The organism is Streptomyces prunicolor, from assembly GCF_045162825.1.
GTDB lineage: Bacteria > Actinomycetota > Actinomycetes > Streptomycetales > Streptomycetaceae > Streptomyces > Streptomyces prunicolor.
Genome location: NZ_CP108676.1, coordinates 2,948,023 through 2,965,600 on the forward strand (window position 1 = coordinate 2,948,023; position 17,578 = coordinate 2,965,600).

A 17,578-nucleotide genomic window follows, 5' to 3' on the forward strand; every position below is an offset into this window, starting at 1 on the left:
AGGCGAGGCCTCGGCCCGAACCCGGTGAGCCCACACCGTCACAGCACTAGGCGGCGGTCCGGCGGCGGGTCGTGTCCGTCGAGATGTAGGCCTGCGTCTGGTCGGCCCGTACCGCGTGGTGCATCGGGGCCGCGTTGGCCTGGTCGAGCGCGGAGGCCGTGACGGCGGCCGGGCCGAGGATCACAGTCGCGACCGCGCAGACCACCGCCCAGGGGCCGCGGGCGGACTTGGCCCAACCGGCCGACTTCTCCGTGGTGTTGGAGTGACTGCTGTTCATTTTCCCCACCTCCAGTCAGTGCGTGTGCATGACGATAGGGAGCTTGTCTCGGGGGACTCGGTGAGTTGCCTGCGAGAAACCTGTGAGCGCCGGTCGGGGCCGATCGGGGGGTCGGATATCTTCACCGGCATGGAGCCGTTCGCGTGCGACCACAAGGTCTTCGAGCATGACCGCGTCCATCTGCGGGTCGATCACGGGATCTTCGAGCTGTTCCGGCGGAATCGCATCATCAGCTCGTACCGGGCCCCGTTGAGCTGGCTGAAGGTACGGGCCGAGGCGCGCAGGAACGGCTTGACCCGGCTGCACTTCGGCAACGTCGAGGAGCTCGACGAACCGATCTACGCGAGCACGACGAGTTCCAGGCACGGGCTCGTCACCGTCGAGATCCAGACCACCGACGAGCCGCTCTACCGCGCGTTCTTCACGGAACTGGCCCACCTGTCCGACCGCCCCATCGCCTCATGACACACCCCTGACAGCGCGGCCCTCACCAACGCGATCCCGTTGAGTGACACGGGAGTTGGAGCCGGTACGGATGGTGCCGGGACCAGTCCGGCGCAGCTGCGGCAGATGCCCGTACGCACACCTCGCGGCAACGGGTCGCGGCACTCCCCGCACTCGGCCAGCGTCTCAACCCGCTTGCGTGGAGCGGTGATTGCCGGAGTCCGGGCTTCCAGGCGGTACTGGACAAGGGCGGCCGCGGATCGCACGGGGTGGGGCAGGTCGGTGGTGAGGGCCTGGTACAGGTCGGCCTCCGTCGCCCCGAGCGCCTGCCAGCGGGCGACGTGGGGCACGAGCCGTTCGATCTCACTGGCGCCGAGGCGCAGGGCGGGGGTTCGGTCGCCGAGCCGGGCAAGGAAGTTCGCGGCGCCGGTCTCCAACTCACCTGGCGGCACTGGCTGGTTGGGGGTGTTTTCCTCGGTGTTCTCGCCCAAGGGGTATGCGCCGACGGCCTGGTCCGCCCCGCCCCCGACCGGCGGGTCCTGGTCACTCGGATCAGGATCGGAAGAGGGGCGTACGGTCCCGAACGCGGCGGCGATCTCCTCCGGGACGGTCAACGCCACGTTGGATACGAGCACTTGGGTGGACCACTGGCCGGTCTCGGGGTTCTGGCTGCGCCGGGTGTGGAGGTAGCCCTCTTCTTCCAGTTGCCGCCGGGCCTTGCGAACGGCGAGGCGGCCTTCCGGCATCTTCTCGCCGAGGGACTGCACGGTTTCCCTCGAACCCTCGGGGAGGGAGAGCGCCCACTGGAGGAGTCGAACGGCGGTCCCGTTGAGGCGGGGGTGCCGGATGATCTCATTGGGGGTCTGGGAGAAGAAGCGGGCAGGCGGGATAGCATGCTGGAGCATTGCGGTGGACCTGTTTTCCACTCGTCGGTGTAGGCCCTCAGGTTGGTGTTGGCGCACCGCTGAGGGCCGCTCCGTGTCGACACACGGAGGGTGAGAACGTGATTACTGTAGCGCCGACTTTGCAGCCAAGTTTACGAAACTCGACCATTCGTCCAGCGAGAACGCCCCTTGCCGAACCCCGCCAGAGGGGACCCTCCCCGCGAAAGTGTGACAGTTCGGCGCAGAGTGTCACACTTCTGGGGGGTACCTCCTGGAGGTGGGGGTCCGCGGACTACGCCCCGGCGGCGAAGCCCACGAACGCCGTCCACTCACCCAGCGGAAACGCCAGCGTGGAACCGGACTTGGCCTTCGAGTCACGGATGTGGACCGTGGGTTGGGCTGGTTCGAGGGCTACTTCGAGGCATTCGCCGCCGGCGTCACCGCTGTACGACGACTTCCGCCACTCCAGGGCGACTTCGAGGCAGTCACCGCCCGCGTCACCGCTGTACGACGACTTCCGCCATTCCAGGGCGACTTCGAGGCATTGCCCGCCGGCGTCCCCGCTGTAGCTGAACTTGAACCACGTCAGATCTGCGGTGCTCATAGCTCGCCCACCAACCCCTCGATCAGCTTCGCGGACTCCCCCGGCGGGAGCGCCTGAGACCGGATCATGCCAAACCGCTGGAACATCGCGCTGACTTCTTCGCGATCTTCGATCACCAGACCCCCGGCCTGACCTTCAACGTACGCGACCCATTCCCGCTTGGGCGTCTCCAGCAGCGTCCACCCACCGTTGAACCCGGCGTGCGCCTCAACGTCCGTCGGCATCACCTGAATCGAGATGTTCCGCTTCTCCCCGAGTTCCAGCAACCGCTCCAACTGCCCCTTGAGGACCGCTCGTCCACCGATCGGCCGCCTCAACACCCACTCCTCGATGACCAGCGCCAGCGACACGGGCGGCACGCGGGTGAGCAGCGACTGCCGTGCCAACCGGGCCTGCACACGGTGCTCGATCGTCTCGTCGTCCAACACCGGCACTCGCGCGCTCAGCACGGCCCGCGCGTAATCCTCCGTCTGCACAAGCCCCTTGATGACATGGGTGTCGTAGGACCAGAGACTGACCGCCTCCGCCTCCCGCTCCACATAGTCGTCGAACCACGACGGATACCGCCGCCGCTCCAGATGCTCCGCCGCCGCATCGATCGCAACCCGCGCGTGCAAGAACTCCCCTGCCCGTGCGATGAACTGCAGGCTCGGCATCCGCTCGCCGCGCTCCACCATCGCCACCTGCGACGCCGAGTACCCCACATGCGCCCCGAACTGCTCCCGCGTACTCCCTTGCGCTTCCCGCAGCGCACGCGACACCGCGCCGAACATCTTCATGCTCGACGACCCCTCGACACCGTCCTGCACAGCCAACCCCCTTGCCCGCACACTCCCTTGTGTGCCTCCGAAAGTCCTGTTCAGGCTAGCCACATATAACCCACCGTGAGCGCATGCACACACAATCGCCCCCAGAAGTCGTGCTCCAACTCCTCGCGGAACCAGAGGGGTTCGCCGCCGCACGCCAAGTCGTCCGGGAGCAGCTCACCGCCTGGGGGTACCCCGAGTTCGCCGACGCCGCAACGCTCTGCGTGACCGAGATGCTCGCCAACGTCCACCGCCACGTGAAGTCCCCGGAGTGCAAACTGCACCTCCGCGTGCTCCCAGAAGGCGGGGTTCGGGTGGCCGTCGCCGATCGTTCGCCCGAACTGCCCGTCTGGTACACCGAACCCGACTGGGATACGGAGAGCGGACGGGGCATTTTCCTGATCGCGTCCGTGGCCGGCCAGTGGGGTGTCACGCCCAGACAGGGCCGACGCGGCAAACAGGTGTGGGCGGAGTTCACAGCCGTGAAGTCTTGACCCGCCCGGTGAGCCCCGGCTTACGGTGGCCGCCGCCGAACAGGAGCCCGCGCCCATGACCAGCCCGTACGTGAAGGGGATCACCCGCGAGGAACACCTCGCCCATCTCCGGCTGCACCCGGACGCGAGCCATCTCCAGATCCCCGAGTGGGCGGACGTGAAGCCCGACTGGACGGCGGAGAGCGTGGGTTGGTTCGAGGGCGAGGCGATGATCGCCGTAGCACTCGTCCTGTATCGGGCGTTCCCCGGCACCGGTCGTTTCCTCGCCTACCTCCCCGACGGGCCGGCCATCGACTGGCACAGCCAGCGCCCGGAACGGTACCTGGATCCCCTGATCGCGCACCTGGAGAAGGAGGGCGCGTTCTCGGTCCGCATCGGCCCGCCGCTCGTCGTCCGGCACTGGGACGCGGCCACCGTCGCGGCGGGCGTCGCCGACCCCTCCGTACGGCATCTGCGCGACCTGCCCACGGACGGCATCGACGGCTACGCGCTGGACGCGGCGGAGCGGCTCAAGCGCCTCGGGTGGCGGCGCTGCAAGGAGGAGGACGGGAGCGGGTTCGGACTCGGACAGCCTCGCTACGGCTGCCAAATCCCGTTGGCCGGGCGGTCGGTGAACGAATTGCGGGCCGCGCTCTCCCCCAACTGGTTGCGGTCGCTGCAGACGGCTGAAGGCGGCGGGGTCGGGGTCTTCTGGGGTTCGGCCGACGATCTGCCCGCGTTCCACCGCCTGTACCGGGCGACGGCTGAGCGCGACGGCTTCAAGCCCCGCCCCCTGGACTACTTCCGGCGCATGTGGCAGGCGTTGAACGCCGAGGAGTCGGACCGGCTGCGGATCTACCTCGCCGAGTACGACGACGAGGTCCTGTCCTCCGCCCTGATGATCAGCACCGGCCCCCGCGTCTGGCACTCCTACCCCGCCTCCGGCCGCCGCGGCCGCGAACTCCGCCCCAGCAGCCTCCTGTTGTGGCGCATGCTCTGCGAGGCCCTGGACTCCGGCGCGGACACCTACGACCTCCGCTCCATCACCCCGTCCCTGATCGCCGAGGACCGCCTCGTCGGCCGCCTCCTCTTCAAGACGGGAGCGGGCGGCCGAGCAGTGGAGTACCTGGGTGAGTGGGAACGCCCGGTGGGAACCCAAGGGAAGGTCCTGCAACGGGCGTTGGGGGTCTATCTCGCCCGCAGGTAGACCCCCTAGGGGCGCGGGGAACTGCGCGACCAGCCCCCACGCACCCGCACCCAACATCCGACCGAGCGGGGTCCGGGGGCGCAGCCCCCGGGGATGGGACGGGTAGGGGCGGCGGGGGCGATTCAACGCCCTTGCAACCGCGCCGCCACCTCCCGAACCTCCGGAAGCCGAGCCAACAACGCCGCCCCCGGACAACTCGTCATGTACCCGTCCTTGTGCCCCGCCAGCGCAGGCAGCACCGCCGTCGCACCGCTGGCGTACCGGCTGAGGCTGTTGCTGGACACCAGCCGCGCCTTCGCCCGCGGGTCCACATCCGCGAGCCCCAACTTCCACGCAGCCAGCGCAGCGATCGCATCGGTCATCGCCTTCGGCACCGCCATCCCCGCCGTGAACGTCCCGATCGCCGCGATCCCCGCCGTACGGTGATTGAACCCCTGCGTGTGCGCCCCGGTGACCGCCCGGTCGACACCCCCCGCGCGCCCCTCGTAGATCGTCCCGCAGTGGTCGACGAGGAAGTTGTAGCCGATGTCGTCCCAGTCCCGGACCCCGGTCTGGCCGGCGTACAGGTACCGGATGATGCGGGGCGCGTCCGCGCAGTCGTAGCCGTTCGGCGAGTCCGTGTGGTGGACGAAGACGGCGACGACCTTGTCGTCGTAGCGCGGCGGCGGCTGCGCGTGCCGGGAGAGGGCGTCGAGCCAGGCCGAGCGCGGGACGATGTGCGGCTTGGGCGCGCCGTGCTGGAGGGTCGCCGGGCGGGCCGCGACCGGTCGGCGTACGGCTGTCGTGGCGTGGTGGCCGATGCCGTTCGCGCACAGGGCGAGCACCAGGACGGCGGCGAGGCCGGGCAGGCAGGCCAGCAGAACGACCGCCGCGCGGGGTATGCGGAGTATTCGGGCCCGCCGCCGTCGTCTTCGTGCACCCGGCGTTCTTCTCAGGACACGCATGGTGACACTCTCGGCCGGATTCGGTCCGTCCGCGATGTGTGCTGTGCCACCCGGTGGAACCATCGTCCTGGTCCGGCACGTTTCTGGGGGTACACGCACGCGTGGAGGGTTGACGGAGGCCACGCGCGCGTGACTGATCAGTGGGCCCGTTCCTCGCGTACTAAGGGTTCCGAGAGAAAGGCGGCTCCGTGGACCTGCTCGACCTGCTGTTGTTGCTGGTGATCCTCGCCTACGCGGCGTCGGGGTACCGGCGCGGCCTCGTCGCCGGATGTGTGTCGCTCGCCGGGTTCGTGGGCGGTGCGGTCATCGGCGTATGGGTGCTGCCGTGGGTGATGGACCTGGTGACTCCGGGGACGACGACGGCGACGGTGACCGCCGTGCTCACCGTGCTCACCCCGTCGGTGGTGGGGCACGAACTGGCGGGGCGGCTCGCGCTCAAGCTGCGCAAGGAGCTGGACCAGGGGCCGCTGCGGGTGGCCGACGGGATCGGCGGGGCCGCGGCGAACTCGGTGGCGGTGATGATCGTCGCGTGGGTGGCCGCGAGCGTGCTGGGCGCGTCCTCGTCCGCGACGGTCACGACGGCGATCCAGGACTCGACGCTGCTGGGCAGCGTGCAGAAGTTGATGCCGGAGACGACACCGACGTGGTTCTCGCGGGCCACCTCCGCGCTCACCGAGGCGGGCTTCCCGCAGGTCTTCAACCCGTTCGAGAACGAGTCGACGGCCGAGGTCGCCAAGCCCACCGGCGACAGCGTCACGGCCGCCGCGACGAACGCCTCCAAGCGGAGCACGGTCAAGATCGAGGGCTCCTCGGGCACCCAGGGCCGCGAAGGCAGCGGCTTCGTGTACGCCCCGCAGCACGTGATGACCAACGCGCACGTGGTGGCCGGCATCGACGACCCGACCGTCCGCATCGGCGGGGTCGGGCGGTCGTACGAGGCACGGGTGGTCCTCTTCGACCCGCAGAAGGACGTCGCCGTGCTGTACGTGCCGGGGCTGTCCGCGCCCGTGCTGAGCTTCGACGACAGCGCGGCGCGCGGCGACTCGGCCGTGGTGGCCGGCTATCCGCAGGACGGCGACCTGAACCTCCAGGCCGCGACCGTCGCCAACCGCGTGAACGCGACCGGCCAGAACATCTACAACGACGGGACGGTCACCCGCGAGATCTACTCGATCCGCTCCACGGTCCGCCCCGGCAACTCCGGCGGCCCCCTCCTGACCACCGGCGGCAAGGTCTACGGCGTCGTCTTCGCCCGCTCCACCTCGGACGACGAGACGGGGTACGTGCTGACGGCCGACGAGGTCTCCGGGGACGCACAGCGCGCGGCGACCGCCACCGCCGAGGTGGACACGGGCGACCTGGTCACCTCGTAGGCACAACAGGTCACAGCGCTCGGCCCATGAAGACGTCGTCGACGTACTTCCCGTCGAGCAGGAACTCCTCGGGCAGTACGCCCTCGACGACGAACCCCTCGGCCTCGTAGAGCCGCCGCGCCGGGGCGTTGTGCCCGAGCACGCGCAGCGTGAGCCGGCGTGCGCCCCGGCGCCGGGCCTCCGCCACGACCGCCCGGACCAGCGCCCGGCCGACCCCCTTGCCGCGCGCATCGTCGGCGACGGCGAGCCCCTGGATCTGCCGGACGTGCGCGTTGCAGGCGAGCTCCGTGGGGGCGCCCAGCCGGATGTAGCCGACGATCCGGCGGTCGAGCTCGGCGACCAGATGATCACCGGGCGCGTGCCGGGCGTCGAAGAAGGAGCCGTACGGCGGCTGCGGCAGCGGCATGACCGCGTGCAGGGTGGACCAGGTGGCGCGGTCCAGTGCGCCGAGTTCCTCGTCGTCGTCGGGCAGGGCGATGCGTATGTTCGGCTCGGACATGTGGGCCAGGGTACGGCGGGGTCGGCGCCGTCCTCATGGGGGTTTTACGGATCAACGAGGCAGGATGGACGTCATGGAACGCTCGCGAATCGCGGTGACCGGCGCCTCCGGTCTCATCGGCAGCGCACTGGTCCGGTCCCTGACCGCGGACGGGCACGAGGTGGTGCGCCTGGTGCGGCGCGGCGCCCGGGGCGCGGGCGAGGTGTGCTGGGACCCCGAGGGGCAGTACGTGGACGCGGCCGGCCTCGACGGCTGCGACGCCGTGGTCAACCTCGCCGGTGCCGGGGTCGGCGACCACCGCTGGACGGACGCCTACAAGAAGACGGTCCGCGACAGCCGCGTGCTCGGCACGGCGGCCCTCGCGGAGGCCGTCGCCACGCTGGACCGGCCGCCGCGCGTGTGGGTGAACGGCAGCGCGATCGGCTTCTACGGAGAGACGGGCGACCGTGCCGTGGATGAATCGGCACCCCCTGGGGACGGCTTCCTCCCCGCGCTGTGCACGGAGTGGGAGGAGGCGACGGCGCCCGTGCAGGAGGCGGGCGTGCGGACGGTGTTCGCGCGGACCGGGCTGGTCGTGGCGCGCGAGGGCGGGGCGTGGGCCAAGCTGTTCCCCCTCTACAAGGCGGGACTTGGGGGACGGTTCGGGAACGGACGGCAGTACTGGTCGTTCGTCGCGCTGCACGACGAGGTGGCGGCGATCCGGCATCTCATCGACACGGACGGGCTGTCCGGCCCCTTCAACCTCACCGCGCCGAACCCGGTGCCGAACCGTGAGATCGCGGCGGCGATGGGCCGCGTGCTGCACCGCCCGAACCTCTTCACGGTGCCGGCGCCCGCGCTGAAGCTGGTGCTCGGTGAGATGTCGGGTGATGTGCTGGGGAGTCAACGGGTGCTGCCGAAGCGGCTGTTGGAGTCGGGGTTCACGTTCGCGTTCCCGGAGATCGAGGGAGCGATCCGGGCCGCGCTGTAAAGGGCGGGCGAGGGCCGGGCACAGTACGAGCGAGGGCCGGGCGAAGGACAGGCGCGCGGCGATGACCGTTTGACGCCTGCCGATGACACTCGGCGACCGTATGCGACCGCTGTGCGACCGTGCCCTGCGTATGCGCGACTCCCCTTGACCGATCACGGCCCTAACCTCGACCCGAACTCGGGTATCCCTGAAGGCTGTTGGGGGCATGACGTCTCCACCGGCCGCTCAACGTCGAGGAGGGGCACGTGTTTGAGCCCGCGTACCAGGCGGACGTAGTCGTCGTGGGAGCCGGGGTCGCCGGACTCGCTGCGGCGCATCGGCTGATCAGCGCAGGAGTAACGACCGCGGTCCTGGAGGCCGCCCCTTACGTGGGGGGCCGTATGTCGACCGAGAAGGTCGACGGGTTCCGGCTCGACCGGATCGGACAGTTCCTGTCCACCTCGTACCCCGAACTACGCCTGACCCCGGGCCTCGACGCCCTGGTGCTGCGCCCCTTCGCACCGGGGGTCCTCCTCCACAGCGACGGCCGCCACCACCACGCGGGCACCCCGGCGCCCGGAGGGAGCGCAAGGGGCGCACTCCACGCGGTACGCGCCCTGGCGAGCGCCCCCAGGTCGGGGGCGGTACGGAGGGGCTCCTTGTGGGGCGGGCCGGTGGCAAGGGGACGCGGGGGTGCCTCCTGGGCCGCGGCGGCGCCAGAAGCCAGGGCGACACTTGGGGACCGTACGGAAGGTGCTTCCGGGTACGGGGCCGAACCCGACCAGGCCGCGACCCGGGACACGCTCAGGGGCCGGGCGGGTTCTTCCTGGGGCGGTCCGGCGCTCAGGGACCGAGCAGGCTCCACCTGGGGCGGTGCCGCGCCCAAGGACCGAACAGGCCCCTCCTGGGGCGCGCTGACGCCCCGGAACCGGGCGGACTCCTCCTGGGGCGGACCCGCGCTCAAGGAGCGCTCGGTGGACGCGCGAAGGTCCTCGACCGTACCCAGGCCCCGCTCCGGCGCCCCGCTCGGCGGCCCCGTCGACCAGGCCCGCCTCGGGACCGCGCTGACGCGCCTCGCGGGCACGCCGGTCGAACGCCTCCTGTCCCGGCCCGAGTTGGCCGCAGGGCAGGCACTCGCGGCTCGCGGGGTCCCCGCACGCACCGTCGACGGGTTCCTCCGTCCCCTGCTCGCCGCGCTGCTCTGCGACCCGGAGTTGACCACCTCCAGCCGGTGCGCGGATCTCGCGCTGCGCGCCTTCGCGAGCGGTCGGTTGTGTGTGCCGGAGGGCGGCGCGGAGATGCTGCCCGAGGTGCTCGCCGCGGCGCTGCCGCCGGGCACCGTGCACACCGGCGTGCGCGTGACGGCCGTATCGACGACATCGGTGACCACGGCCGAGCACGGCGAGATCCGCTGCCGGGCCGTGCTCGTCGCGACGGACGCGCGCGCGGCGGCCGAACTCCTGCCCGGCCTGCGCGTACCCGACTTCCACCCGGTGACGGTGGTCCACCACACGACCGACGCCCCGCCCACGACCGGAGCCGCCCTGCTCCTCGACTCCGACCGCGGCGGCCCGGTCGCGCACACGGCGATCGTCAGCGAGGTAGACCCCAGCCGCGCCCCCGCCGGCCGCGCCCTCGTCTCCTCGACGGTCCTGGGCCCTCCCCCGCCGGACATCGACACCGCCGTACGCATACACCTGTCCCGCCTCTACGGCACCTCGACCACCCGCTGGGAGACCCTCACCGTCCACCACACCCCCACGGCGGTCCCGGTCATGCGCCCACCGCACGATCTACGGCGCCCCGTACGCCTGTTGGCCGGCCTGTACGTGTGCGGCGACCACCGGGACACGAGCACGGTGCAGGGGGCTCTGCATTCGGGTCACCGGGCGTCGTCGGCGATCCTGGCGGACCTGGGCGCGGCGGCGTCGATGCACCGAACAGACCCGATCCCGACAACACAGGCGGCCTGAGATCTTTTAGGGGCGCGGGGAACTGCGCGACCAGCCACGACGGCGCCGCGCAGTCCCCACTCACAGCAACCCATGTCTCACCCGAACGCGGCGACCTTGTCGCGATACCCCCGCACCGGCGCCGCGTCCTTGTACGGCTCAAGCCGCCGCTCGAAGTCCCGCACATACTCGACCGCCCGAACCGACCGCATCTCCACGGCCTGCCCCGCCGCCTCCGCCCCCAACGCACACGCCTGGTCAAGCTCCCCGAGCCCGAGCCGCGCTGAGGCAAGAACAACCCGGCAGAACAACCGACTTCGGGCAAACGCGGGCGCCCGCAACTGCAACGACCGCTCCGCATGCTGCGCGGCCGCCCGGAACTGCTGCAGATCCCGATGCGCGTGTCCGAACTCGTCGGCAAGCTGCGCCTCGTCGAAGAACCGCGCCCAGTAAGGCACTTCGTCCCCCGCCCGCGCCGCCTCAAGGGCGCGTTCGGCCCGCACGAGCGCGGAGGTGCACGCCCGCACCTCCCCGAGCACCCCGTGCGCCCGCGCCTCCACGGAGTGCAGCAACGCCTGCACGACGGGCGGCGCACTGGTCCCGACCCCCTGCTGCGCCACCCGCGCGAGCTGGACGGCCTCCCGCCCGTGCCCGAGATAGACGGCCTGCCGACTCATGGTCATGAGCACGTACGAGCCGTAGGCCCGGTCCCCGGCGGCCTGCGAGAGCCGGAGCGCCTGCACGAAGTACCGCTGCGCGAGCCCGTGCGCGGCGATGTCGTACGACGTCCAGCCCGCGAGCCGGGTGAGGTCGGCCGCCGCCGCGAACAGGCGCCGGCCGGTCTGTTCGCCGTAGGTGCCGCGCAACATCGGCTCGGTCTCGTGCTCCAGATAGCGCACGAGGGCCTGCCGGGCGTGGCCGCCGCCGTAGGCGTTGTCGAGGGTGCGGAAGAGTTCGCCGACCGAGCGGAGCGCGGAGATGTCGCCGCCGGTGACCTTCTGGCCCGGCCCGCGCTCGGCGGCCTGGCCGCGCTGGCGGGGGACGGCGGGGCGGCCCTGCAGGGGCACCCGGTTCGCGGGTTCGGCGCGGCCGACCCGGTCGTCGGCGCGGCCGATCAGCCAGTCCCGGCTGGGCACCACGAGCCCGGCCGGGGTGAAGGCGATCTTGCGCAGCTCGGCGTGGCTGCCGGAGTCCTTGCGCCACAGCCCGCTGACGATGTCGACGGCCTCCTCGGGGGTCGCGGCGAACTCGAGCCCGGCGTACACCGGCGCGCACGCGTCGAGCCCGAGGTCCTGCGCGGTGAGCCGGCGCCCGAGTCGCCGGGTGAAGACCTCGGCGATGAGGGCGGGCGTGGTGCCTCTGGGCTGCTGGCCGCGCAGCCACCGGGTGACGGATGTCTTGTCGTATCTGAGATCGAGTCCGTGCTCCAGACCGAGCTGGTCCACGCGACGGGCGAGACCTGCGTTGGAGAACCCCGCTTCTGCGATGAGCGCGGCGAGCTGACGGTTGGGAGTGCGCTGCGCGGGTCGTTCCGTCATCTGCGGTGCGGTCTCCTGCCTTTCGGGCCTCACAGCGGCCGGTGCGGTCGCTGCCTGCCCGGATTGCCTGTGAGCAGCCCTTTTGGCCTCGTGAACGGCGCGAATGTAGCGGAGCGTAAGCATCCCGTCGCACATTCCGACGTGCATTCATCCGATCGTGTGAGGATTGGTCGTAGGGCTGACGGTTCCGACCGCCCGGTGGGCTGTCAGTGATCGGTCGTACAGTGGCGTAGGCATGTTTCGTGCCTTACGACTCATAGGTGCTGCTGAGGAGGCGCTTGCCGTGGGTGAGTTGCGGTTCGTCCGGATGGGCTTCGGCGCGGAGGCCGTCGAGTACCAGGAGGCGTGGGACGAGCAGCGCCGGGTGCACGCGGCCCGCTTCGCGGACGAGGTCCCCGACACCGTGCTGCTCCTGGAGCACCCGCCGGTCTACACGGCGGGCCGCCGCACGCAGGACAACGAGCGCCCGCTGGACGGCACTCCGGTGATCGACGTCGACCGCGGCGGCAAGATCACCTGGCACGGCCCCGGCCAGCTGGTCGGCTACCCGATCCAGCAGCTGCCCCGCCCGGTGGACGTCGTCGCGCACGTACGACGCCTGGAGGAGGCGCTGATCCAGGTGTGCGCGGAGTTCGGCGTGGAGACCAGCCGGGTCGAGGGGCGCAGCGGAGTGTGGGTGCTCGGAGATCCCGTCGAGCAGCGGCCGTCGATCGGCGGGCTGTCCCTCGATTTCGATCCCCGGCTCCAGGACGAGGAGTTCGACCCCCGGATGAACGGCCCGGAGTACGCGCCGTCCAACGCCGGTCAGCGCCGCGAGGACCGCAAGATCGCCGCGATCGGCATCCGCGTCGCCAAGGGCGTCACGATGCACGGCTTCGCGCTGAACGTGAACCCGGACAACCGCTGGTTCGACCGGATCATCCCGTGCGGGATCCGCGACGCGGGCGTCGCGTCGCTGGCGGCGGAGTTGGGCCGGGACCTGACGATCGCCGAGGTGCTGCCGGTGGTGGAACGCCACCTGAAGGACGTACTGGAGCACGCCGATCTGAAGCCGCGGGAGATCGAGAAGGCGACCGCCTGACCCGGGAATGTGACTTTCCGCTCTGCGGTTGGCCTCAAGGCGGGGGCCAGAAATCACGGGCGTACCCTGGTGTACGCCGAAGAATCGAAGCTACAGGGAGCCGATGTGTCCGCAGTCACCCCAGACGGACGCAAGATGCTGCGCCTGGAGGTCCGGAACGCCCAGACCCCCATCGAGCGCAAGCCCGAGTGGATCAAGACCCGGGCGAAAATGGGTCCCGAGTACACGAAGATGCAGGCGCTCGTGAAGAGCGAAGGCCTGCACACGGTCTGCCAGGAAGCCGGCTGCCCCAACATCTACGAGTGCTGGGAGGACCGCGAGGCGACCTTCCTCATCGGCGGCGACCAGTGCACCCGGCGCTGCGACTTCTGCCAGATCGACACCGGCAAGCCCGAGGCCCTGGACCGCGACGAACCGCGCCGGGTCGGCGAGTCCGTCGTCACCATGGACCTGAACTACGCCACGATCACCGGCGTCGCCCGCGACGACCTGGAGGACGGCGGCGCCTGGCTGTACGCCGAGACGGTCCGCCAGATCCACCAGCAGACGGAGTCCCGCGAGGCCGGCCGCACCAAGGTCGAACTCCTCGCCCCCGACTTCAACGCGGTCCCGGAGCAGCTCGCCGAGGTCTTCTCGTCCCGCCCCGAGGTCTTCGCGCACAACGTCGAGACGGTCCCGCGCATCTTCAAGCGCATCCGCCCCGGCTTCCGCTACGACCGCTCGCTCAAGGTCATCACCGAGGCCCGCGACTACGGCCTGGTCACCAAGTCGAACCTGATCCTCGGCATGGGCGAGACCCGCGAGGAGGTCAGCGAGGCGCTGCGCCAACTGCACGAGGCGGGCTGCGAGTTGGTCACCATCACGCAGTACCTGCGGCCGTCCGTGCGGCACCACCCGGTGGAGCGCTGGGTGAAGCCGCACGAGTTCGTGGAGCTGAAGGAGGAGGCCGACCAGATCGGCTTCTCCGGCGTCATGTCCGGCCCGCTGGTGCGCTCTTCGTACCGCGCCGGGCGCCTGTACCAGATGGCGATCGAGAAGCGAGGCGCGTACGTGGCCTCGCAGGCGGTGTGATCCTGACCTGCCCGCACCCTGTGTGAATTCGCGCACAAGTGACTACCGGCTGGTAACACCCTTCATAGACGCGGTCCTGACCGTCCTCGCAGTTGAGGGCGTCCATCAGGGCCGCGTCAGCGTTTCGGCCCAGCGCATCAAGGCTTCATTGGCGTTTGACCGGTCGGTCACGCCCTGGTAACACCAAACAGTGACACTGCATTTACAGCACGTAGACCCATACCCAGAGCCGTTCCGAGGGGGGACCTCCACGATGCAGGCCGCGCCCGTCCGTGCCACCGCCATCCCGTCCGTCACCGACGCCCTGCGCGCGGTCGAGTCGCTGCTGCTGAGCAGCGGCCAGCGCACCGCCCGCCGCAACGCGTGGACCTCCGTCCTGGAGGACCGCCGCCGCGCCAAGGACCGGGTCGAGGCGCAGCTCGTCATCGAGCAGGCCCTCACCTCGCACTCCTGATCCCCCGTCCTGCGGGCACCGCCGTCGTCGGCGCTCCCGCGGGCACGTAGACTTCCTCGCATGGCGAGGAAGGACACGACAGCGGAAAACGCTGCGAACCCCGGGCGACTCAAGCAGATCGCTCTGACGTACAAGATGACGCGCAAGGCCGACAAGACGATCGGTCTTGTACTCGCGGCTGTCGGAATTGCCACCTTCGGTGTCTTTCTCGCGATCGGCTTCTTGCTCGGTCACCCCATCTATCTGGGCATTCTCGGCCTGCTGCTCGCCTTCCTCGCGGCGGCGATCGTCTTCGGACGACGCGCCGAGCGCGCCGCCTTCGGGCAGATGGAGGGCCAGCCGGGCGCGGCCGCCGCGGTACTGGACAACGTCGGCCGGGGCTGGACGACGACTCCGGCGGTGGCGATGAACCGCAGCCAGGACGTGGTGCACCGCGCGGTCGGCAAGGCCGGCATCGTGCTGGTCGCCGAGGGCAACCCGAACCGGGTGAAGTCCCTGCTGGCCGCCGAGAAGAAGAAGATGAACCGCATCGTCGCGGACGTCCCGGTGCACGACGTGATGGTCGGCACGGGCGAGGGCCAGATCCCGCTCAAGAAGGTCCGCACGACGATGCTGAAGCTGCCGCGCGTACTGACCGGCCCCCAGGTCACGGCGACGAACGACCGCCTCCGGGCAATGGGCGACCTGATGAGCAACATGCCGCTCCCCAAGGGCCCGATGCCGAAGGGCATGAAACTCCCGAAGGGCGGCGGCAAGGCCCGCTGAGCCCACGTACACCGCTTGCACGGCTTCTACGACGATGGGGCGCCCGGATCTGATCCGGGCGCCCCATCGTCGTAAGCGATCTCCCTCAGGCCAAGGTCCTGAACGCCCGGTCGTAATACACCATCGGGGACCCCTCCCCCAGCCGCACACCCGTCACCCGGCCGATCAGGACCGTATGGTCCCCGGCCGGGTGTCGTGCGTGCGGGGTGCAGTCCAGTTCGGACAGGGCACGGTCGACCGTCGGGAGGCCGCCGGGGCTGGTGCACAGGCCGCCGGACGCGAACTTGTCGGTGCCCTTGGTGGCGAAGCGCAGGGCGAGCGGGCGGTGGTCTGGGGCCAGCACGCTCACGGCGAAGCGGTCGCAGTGGCCGAACGACTGTGCCGAGTCCGCCGAGTTCGCCAGGCAGACCAGGACCATCGGCGGCTCCAGCGAGACCGAGCAGAAGGAGCTGGCCGTGAATCCGCGGGGGGTTCCGTCCGCACCGCACGTGGTCACCACCACGACACCCGAGGGGAAGCGGGCCATCGCCGCCCGGAAATCCTCGGGCGGCACCGCCTGCCGTGCTGCTTCCAGTACTTCGACTTCCTGACGCTCCGGCATGACGGTGCACCACCTGTCGGGCCTCGCGGAGGCCACCGCGGGTTCAGCAGCCTCGGGGCAGCCTCGGACGCGGCTCACCGACAGTGATCGGAACCGTCACCCGGGTCCAGATCGACTATGCGGGCACCGCCCCGCACCGGCAACCGGGGCTGAGTCCGGGACCGGGATCAGCCCACCGCCAACCGCGGCGGATCGGCGCACCGGCAACCGGGGCCGGGGCCTAGGCCAGGACCGGGGCCGGGGGCAGGGCAGGGTCGGGGCCGGGGGCAGGGCCGGGGGCAGGGTCGGGGCCGGGATCGGGGCCAGCACCAGCACCAGCACCAGCACCAGCACCAAGGTCGGGATCGGGGCCCAGCCGGTCCAGCGCCAGCGCCAGGTCCACGGCAGGTTCAGCGCACAGCGCCCGCCCGCTGTTCCTCGCCGGACAGCGCCCAGGCACCGTAGGCCGCGCCCGTCGTCTCGAAGGAGAGGGCGACGTGTGAGGCGGCGCTGTTCACGTCGCGCCAGAAGCGCTGCACCGGGTCGGACGAGGACTGGCCGGACGTGCCGCTCGCGCGGAAGACCCGGTCGACCGCCGAGACCAGGAGTTCCACCGCGAGCGCGAGGTCCCGGGCGCCCCGGACCGCCGCCTCGCCCTCCGGCGGGCACTCTTGCGTGCCGTCGGCGATCGCCGCCGTACGCAGGATGAGCAGTTCGGCGGCGTCCACCTCGGCGGCCGAGCGGGCCAGCGCGACCTGGGTCGAGGGCTTCTCGCCCACGGCCTGGCCGCGGCGGTCGACGCGCGCACCGGTCCGCGCGATCCAGGCCCGCAGTGCGCCCCGGGCCGCGCCGATCAGCGGGGCGGCGAACGGCAGGGCGTTCACGGCATGCATGGGGACGAGGTGGCAGCGGGCGTCCGAGGCGGGCGCCCGGCCCGCGTGCACCACCGACCGCGCCAGGGTGCGGTGTTCGGGCACGAAGGCGTCGGCGAGGACCAGGGTGTCGCTGCCCGTGCCGCGCATCCCTACGGTGAACCAGCTGTCCTCGATCGAGAAGTCCGCCCGCGGTACGGCGAAGAACCGCACCTCGGGCCGCGCCCCGGGGTCCACCGGGCCCTCGGCGGGGACCGCCGCGCAGGCCAGCGCCCAGTCGGCGAAGTGAACCCCGCTGATGTACTTCCACTCACCGCTCAGCCGCCAGCCGCCGGCCACGGGTTCCGCCTTGCCGGACGGCATGAGCGCGCCGGCCAGCAGGATGTCCGGCCCTTCCGCCCAGATCTCCGCCTGGCCCTCGGCGGGGAGAAACGCCGCGTACCGCCCGGCGTACGCGGCGAGCGAGGCCGCCCAGGCCGCCGAGGTGCAGCCCTCCCCCACCAGGCCGACGGCGGAGGTCAGTTCGGTGAAACCACCGGCCGCGCCGCCGTGGGCCACCGGCACGAAGTGCCGTGCGAACCCGGCGTCCAGCACCGCACGCACCACCTCCGGCGAGAGCCGCCGCGCGGTCTCCGCCTCGTCCGTGTGCCGGGCCGCGATCTCGGCGACCCCCGGCGCACGGGTCACGATCGTCGACTTGTCGCCTGCTGGCATCCTGCCCACCACTTCCGTCGGGAACGGCGCCAGTGTCCCGGCCCCGGCCCGCCCGTTCCCGGACCCCGGGCCGCGACAGCCCCACCGTCAC

Annotated in this window: 19 protein-coding genes and 1 pseudogene; 10 read left to right on the forward strand and 10 right to left on the reverse strand. The window is 71.0% G+C overall.

Translation table 11 applies throughout. The features are described 5' to 3' along the window. Positions 1 to 46 precede the first annotated feature (46 nt). Positions 47 to 277 (reverse strand): hypothetical protein, encoded by a 231-nt coding sequence (locus tag OG588_RS13300; protein ID WP_405947447.1) that lies wholly within the window; start codon positions 275 to 277, stop codon positions 47 to 49. 129 nt (positions 278 to 406) lie between these two features. Between OG588_RS13300 and OG588_RS13305 the strand changes: the two genes are divergently transcribed. After that, positions 407 to 742, forward strand: a complete 336-nt coding sequence (locus OG588_RS13305) for a hypothetical protein (protein ID WP_405947448.1) — start codon at positions 407 to 409, stop codon at positions 740 to 742. Here the strand turns inward: OG588_RS13305 and OG588_RS13310 are convergent. The 3 genes from OG588_RS13310 to OG588_RS13320 form a co-directional block, all read right to left on the reverse strand. Next, positions 685 to 1,626, reverse strand: a complete 942-nt coding sequence (locus tag OG588_RS13310; protein WP_405947449.1) for a hypothetical protein — start codon at positions 1,624 to 1,626, stop codon at positions 685 to 687. The genes OG588_RS13305 and OG588_RS13310 overlap by 58 nt on opposite strands. Before the next feature lie 271 nt (positions 1,627 to 1,897). Next, positions 1,898 to 2,209 carry a DUF397 domain-containing protein gene (locus OG588_RS13315; RefSeq protein WP_405947450.1) on the reverse strand — a complete coding sequence of 104 codons (312 nt, stop codon included), beginning with the start codon at positions 2,207 to 2,209 and terminating at the stop codon, positions 1,898 to 1,900. Beyond that, positions 2,206 to 2,988, reverse strand: a complete 783-nt coding sequence (locus OG588_RS13320) for a helix-turn-helix domain-containing protein (RefSeq protein WP_405947451.1) — start codon at positions 2,986 to 2,988, stop codon at positions 2,206 to 2,208. The genes OG588_RS13315 and OG588_RS13320 overlap by 4 nt, the downstream gene beginning before the upstream one ends. Before the next feature lie 113 nt (positions 2,989 to 3,101). Here OG588_RS13320 and OG588_RS13325 point away from each other — a divergent pair, with 113 nt between their 5' ends. Together OG588_RS13325 and OG588_RS13330 are read left to right on the forward strand one after the other, a co-directional pair. Next, positions 3,102 to 3,509: an ATP-binding protein gene (locus tag OG588_RS13325; protein ID WP_405947452.1), complete on the forward strand. Its 408-nt coding sequence runs from the start codon at positions 3,102 to 3,104 to the stop codon at positions 3,507 to 3,509. A gap of 55 nt (positions 3,510 to 3,564) precedes the next feature. Beyond that, positions 3,565 to 4,695 carry a lipid II:glycine glycyltransferase FemX gene (locus tag OG588_RS13330; protein ID WP_405947453.1) on the forward strand — a complete coding sequence of 377 codons (1,131 nt, stop codon included), beginning with the start codon at positions 3,565 to 3,567 and terminating at the stop codon, positions 4,693 to 4,695. A 1-nt stretch (position 4,696) separates the two neighbouring features. Here the strand turns inward: OG588_RS13330 and OG588_RS13335 are convergent. Both OG588_RS13335 and OG588_RS13340 read right to left on the reverse strand, forming a co-directional pair. After that, a pseudogene (locus OG588_RS13335) lies at positions 4,697 to 4,843 on the reverse strand (cobyrinic acid a,c-diamide synthase); the annotation flags it as partial. Beyond that, complete coding sequence (locus OG588_RS13340) at positions 4,818 to 5,639, reverse strand: peptidoglycan recognition protein (protein ID WP_405947454.1); 822 nt, start codon at positions 5,637 to 5,639, stop codon at positions 4,818 to 4,820. The gene OG588_RS13340 and the pseudogene OG588_RS13335, both read right to left, overlap by 26 nt. A 188-nt stretch (positions 5,640 to 5,827) precedes the next feature. Here OG588_RS13340 and OG588_RS13345 point away from each other — a divergent pair, with 188 nt between their 5' ends. After that, positions 5,828 to 7,012 carry a MarP family serine protease gene (locus tag OG588_RS13345; RefSeq protein WP_405947455.1) on the forward strand — a complete coding sequence of 395 codons (1,185 nt, stop codon included), beginning with the start codon at positions 5,828 to 5,830 and terminating at the stop codon, positions 7,010 to 7,012. Between the two features lie 10 nt (positions 7,013 to 7,022). Here the strand turns inward: OG588_RS13345 and OG588_RS13350 are convergent, their stop codons facing one another. Further along, a complete protein-coding gene (locus OG588_RS13350; protein ID WP_405947456.1) occupies positions 7,023 to 7,511 on the reverse strand; it encodes a GNAT family N-acetyltransferase in 489 nt (162 codons plus the stop codon). A gap of 73 nt (positions 7,512 to 7,584) precedes the next feature. Between OG588_RS13350 and OG588_RS13355 the strand changes: the two genes are divergently transcribed. Together OG588_RS13355 and OG588_RS13360 are read left to right on the forward strand one after the other, a co-directional pair. After that, entirely contained in the window at positions 7,585 to 8,481 is an 897-nt protein-coding gene (locus OG588_RS13355) for a TIGR01777 family oxidoreductase (protein WP_405947457.1), read from the forward strand. A gap of 245 nt (positions 8,482 to 8,726) precedes the next feature. Then, complete coding sequence (locus OG588_RS13360; protein ID WP_405947458.1) at positions 8,727 to 10,433, forward strand: FAD-dependent oxidoreductase; 1,707 nt, start codon at positions 8,727 to 8,729, stop codon at positions 10,431 to 10,433. A 77-nt stretch (positions 10,434 to 10,510) separates the two neighbouring features. Here OG588_RS13360 and OG588_RS13365 read toward each other — a convergent pair whose 3' ends face one another. Next, positions 10,511 to 11,950 carry a regulator gene (locus OG588_RS13365; protein ID WP_405947459.1) on the reverse strand — a complete coding sequence of 480 codons (1,440 nt, stop codon included), beginning with the start codon at positions 11,948 to 11,950 and terminating at the stop codon, positions 10,511 to 10,513. Positions 11,951 to 12,233: 283 nt separating this feature from the next. Between OG588_RS13365 and lipB the strand changes: the two genes are divergently transcribed. From lipB to OG588_RS13385, 4 genes are all read left to right on the forward strand, one after another. Next, complete coding sequence (gene lipB / locus OG588_RS13370; RefSeq protein ID WP_405947460.1) at positions 12,234 to 13,031, forward strand: lipoyl(octanoyl) transferase LipB; 798 nt, start codon at positions 12,234 to 12,236, stop codon at positions 13,029 to 13,031. Positions 13,032 to 13,136: 105 nt separating this feature from the next. Beyond that, positions 13,137 to 14,102 (forward strand): lipoyl synthase, encoded by a 966-nt coding sequence (lipA, locus tag OG588_RS13375; RefSeq protein ID WP_020684297.1) that lies wholly within the window; start codon positions 13,137 to 13,139, stop codon positions 14,100 to 14,102. A gap of 253 nt (positions 14,103 to 14,355) precedes the next feature. Further along, positions 14,356 to 14,556, forward strand: coding sequence for a hypothetical protein (locus tag OG588_RS13380; protein WP_019064487.1), 201 nt, complete (start codon positions 14,356 to 14,358; stop codon positions 14,554 to 14,556). A 60-nt stretch (positions 14,557 to 14,616) separates the two neighbouring features. Then, complete coding sequence (locus tag OG588_RS13385) at positions 14,617 to 15,321, forward strand: DUF4191 domain-containing protein (protein ID WP_405947461.1); 705 nt, start codon at positions 14,617 to 14,619, stop codon at positions 15,319 to 15,321. Between the two features lie 85 nt (positions 15,322 to 15,406). Here the strand turns inward: OG588_RS13385 and OG588_RS13390 are convergent, their stop codons facing one another. Together OG588_RS13390 and OG588_RS13395 are read right to left on the reverse strand one after the other, a co-directional pair. After that, positions 15,407 to 15,922: a flavin reductase family protein gene (locus OG588_RS13390; protein ID WP_405947462.1), complete on the reverse strand. Its 516-nt coding sequence runs from the start codon at positions 15,920 to 15,922 to the stop codon at positions 15,407 to 15,409. A gap of 389 nt (positions 15,923 to 16,311) precedes the next feature. Next, positions 16,312 to 17,487, reverse strand: a complete 1,176-nt coding sequence (locus tag OG588_RS13395) for an acyl-CoA dehydrogenase family protein (protein ID WP_405947463.1) — start codon at positions 17,485 to 17,487, stop codon at positions 16,312 to 16,314. Between the last annotated feature and the right edge of the window lie 91 nt (positions 17,488 to 17,578).

What these genes read in the sequence shown, in the direction of transcription:
- OG588_RS13390 (WP_405947462.1), bottom strand. Translation starts at nt 15,922, where the DNA reads ATGCCGGAGCGTCAGGAAGTCGAAGTACTGGAAGCAGCACGGCAGGCG.
- OG588_RS13325 (WP_405947452.1), top strand. Translation starts at nt 3,102, where the DNA reads ATGCACACACAATCGCCCCCAGAAGTCGTGCTCCAACTCCTCGCGGAA.
- OG588_RS13340 (WP_405947454.1), bottom strand. Translation starts at nt 5,639, where the DNA reads ATGCGTGTCCTGAGAAGAACGCCGGGTGCACGAAGACGACGGCGGCGG.
- OG588_RS13305 (WP_405947448.1), top strand. Translation starts at nt 407, where the DNA reads ATGGAGCCGTTCGCGTGCGACCACAAGGTCTTCGAGCATGACCGCGTC.
- OG588_RS13395 (WP_405947463.1), bottom strand. Translation starts at nt 17,487, where the DNA reads ATGCCAGCAGGCGACAAGTCGACGATCGTGACCCGTGCGCCGGGGGTC.
- OG588_RS13385 (WP_405947461.1), top strand. Translation starts at nt 14,617, where the DNA reads ATGGCGAGGAAGGACACGACAGCGGAAAACGCTGCGAACCCCGGGCGA.
- OG588_RS13365 (WP_405947459.1), bottom strand. Translation starts at nt 11,950, where the DNA reads ATGACGGAACGACCCGCGCAGCGCACTCCCAACCGTCAGCTCGCCGCG.
- OG588_RS13310 (WP_405947449.1), bottom strand. Translation starts at nt 1,626, where the DNA reads ATGCTCCAGCATGCTATCCCGCCTGCCCGCTTCTTCTCCCAGACCCCC.
- OG588_RS13320 (WP_405947451.1), bottom strand. Translation starts at nt 2,988, where the DNA reads ATGAAGATGTTCGGCGCGGTGTCGCGTGCGCTGCGGGAAGCGCAAGGG.
- OG588_RS13330 (WP_405947453.1), top strand. Translation starts at nt 3,565, where the DNA reads ATGACCAGCCCGTACGTGAAGGGGATCACCCGCGAGGAACACCTCGCC.
- OG588_RS13315 (WP_405947450.1), bottom strand. Translation starts at nt 2,209, where the DNA reads ATGAGCACCGCAGATCTGACGTGGTTCAAGTTCAGCTACAGCGGGGAC.
- OG588_RS13380 (WP_019064487.1), top strand. Translation starts at nt 14,356, where the DNA reads ATGCAGGCCGCGCCCGTCCGTGCCACCGCCATCCCGTCCGTCACCGAC.
- OG588_RS13350 (WP_405947456.1), bottom strand. Translation starts at nt 7,511, where the DNA reads ATGTCCGAGCCGAACATACGCATCGCCCTGCCCGACGACGACGAGGAA.
- OG588_RS13300 (WP_405947447.1), bottom strand. Translation starts at nt 277, where the DNA reads ATGAACAGCAGTCACTCCAACACCACGGAGAAGTCGGCCGGTTGGGCC.
- OG588_RS13355 (WP_405947457.1), top strand. Translation starts at nt 7,585, where the DNA reads ATGGAACGCTCGCGAATCGCGGTGACCGGCGCCTCCGGTCTCATCGGC.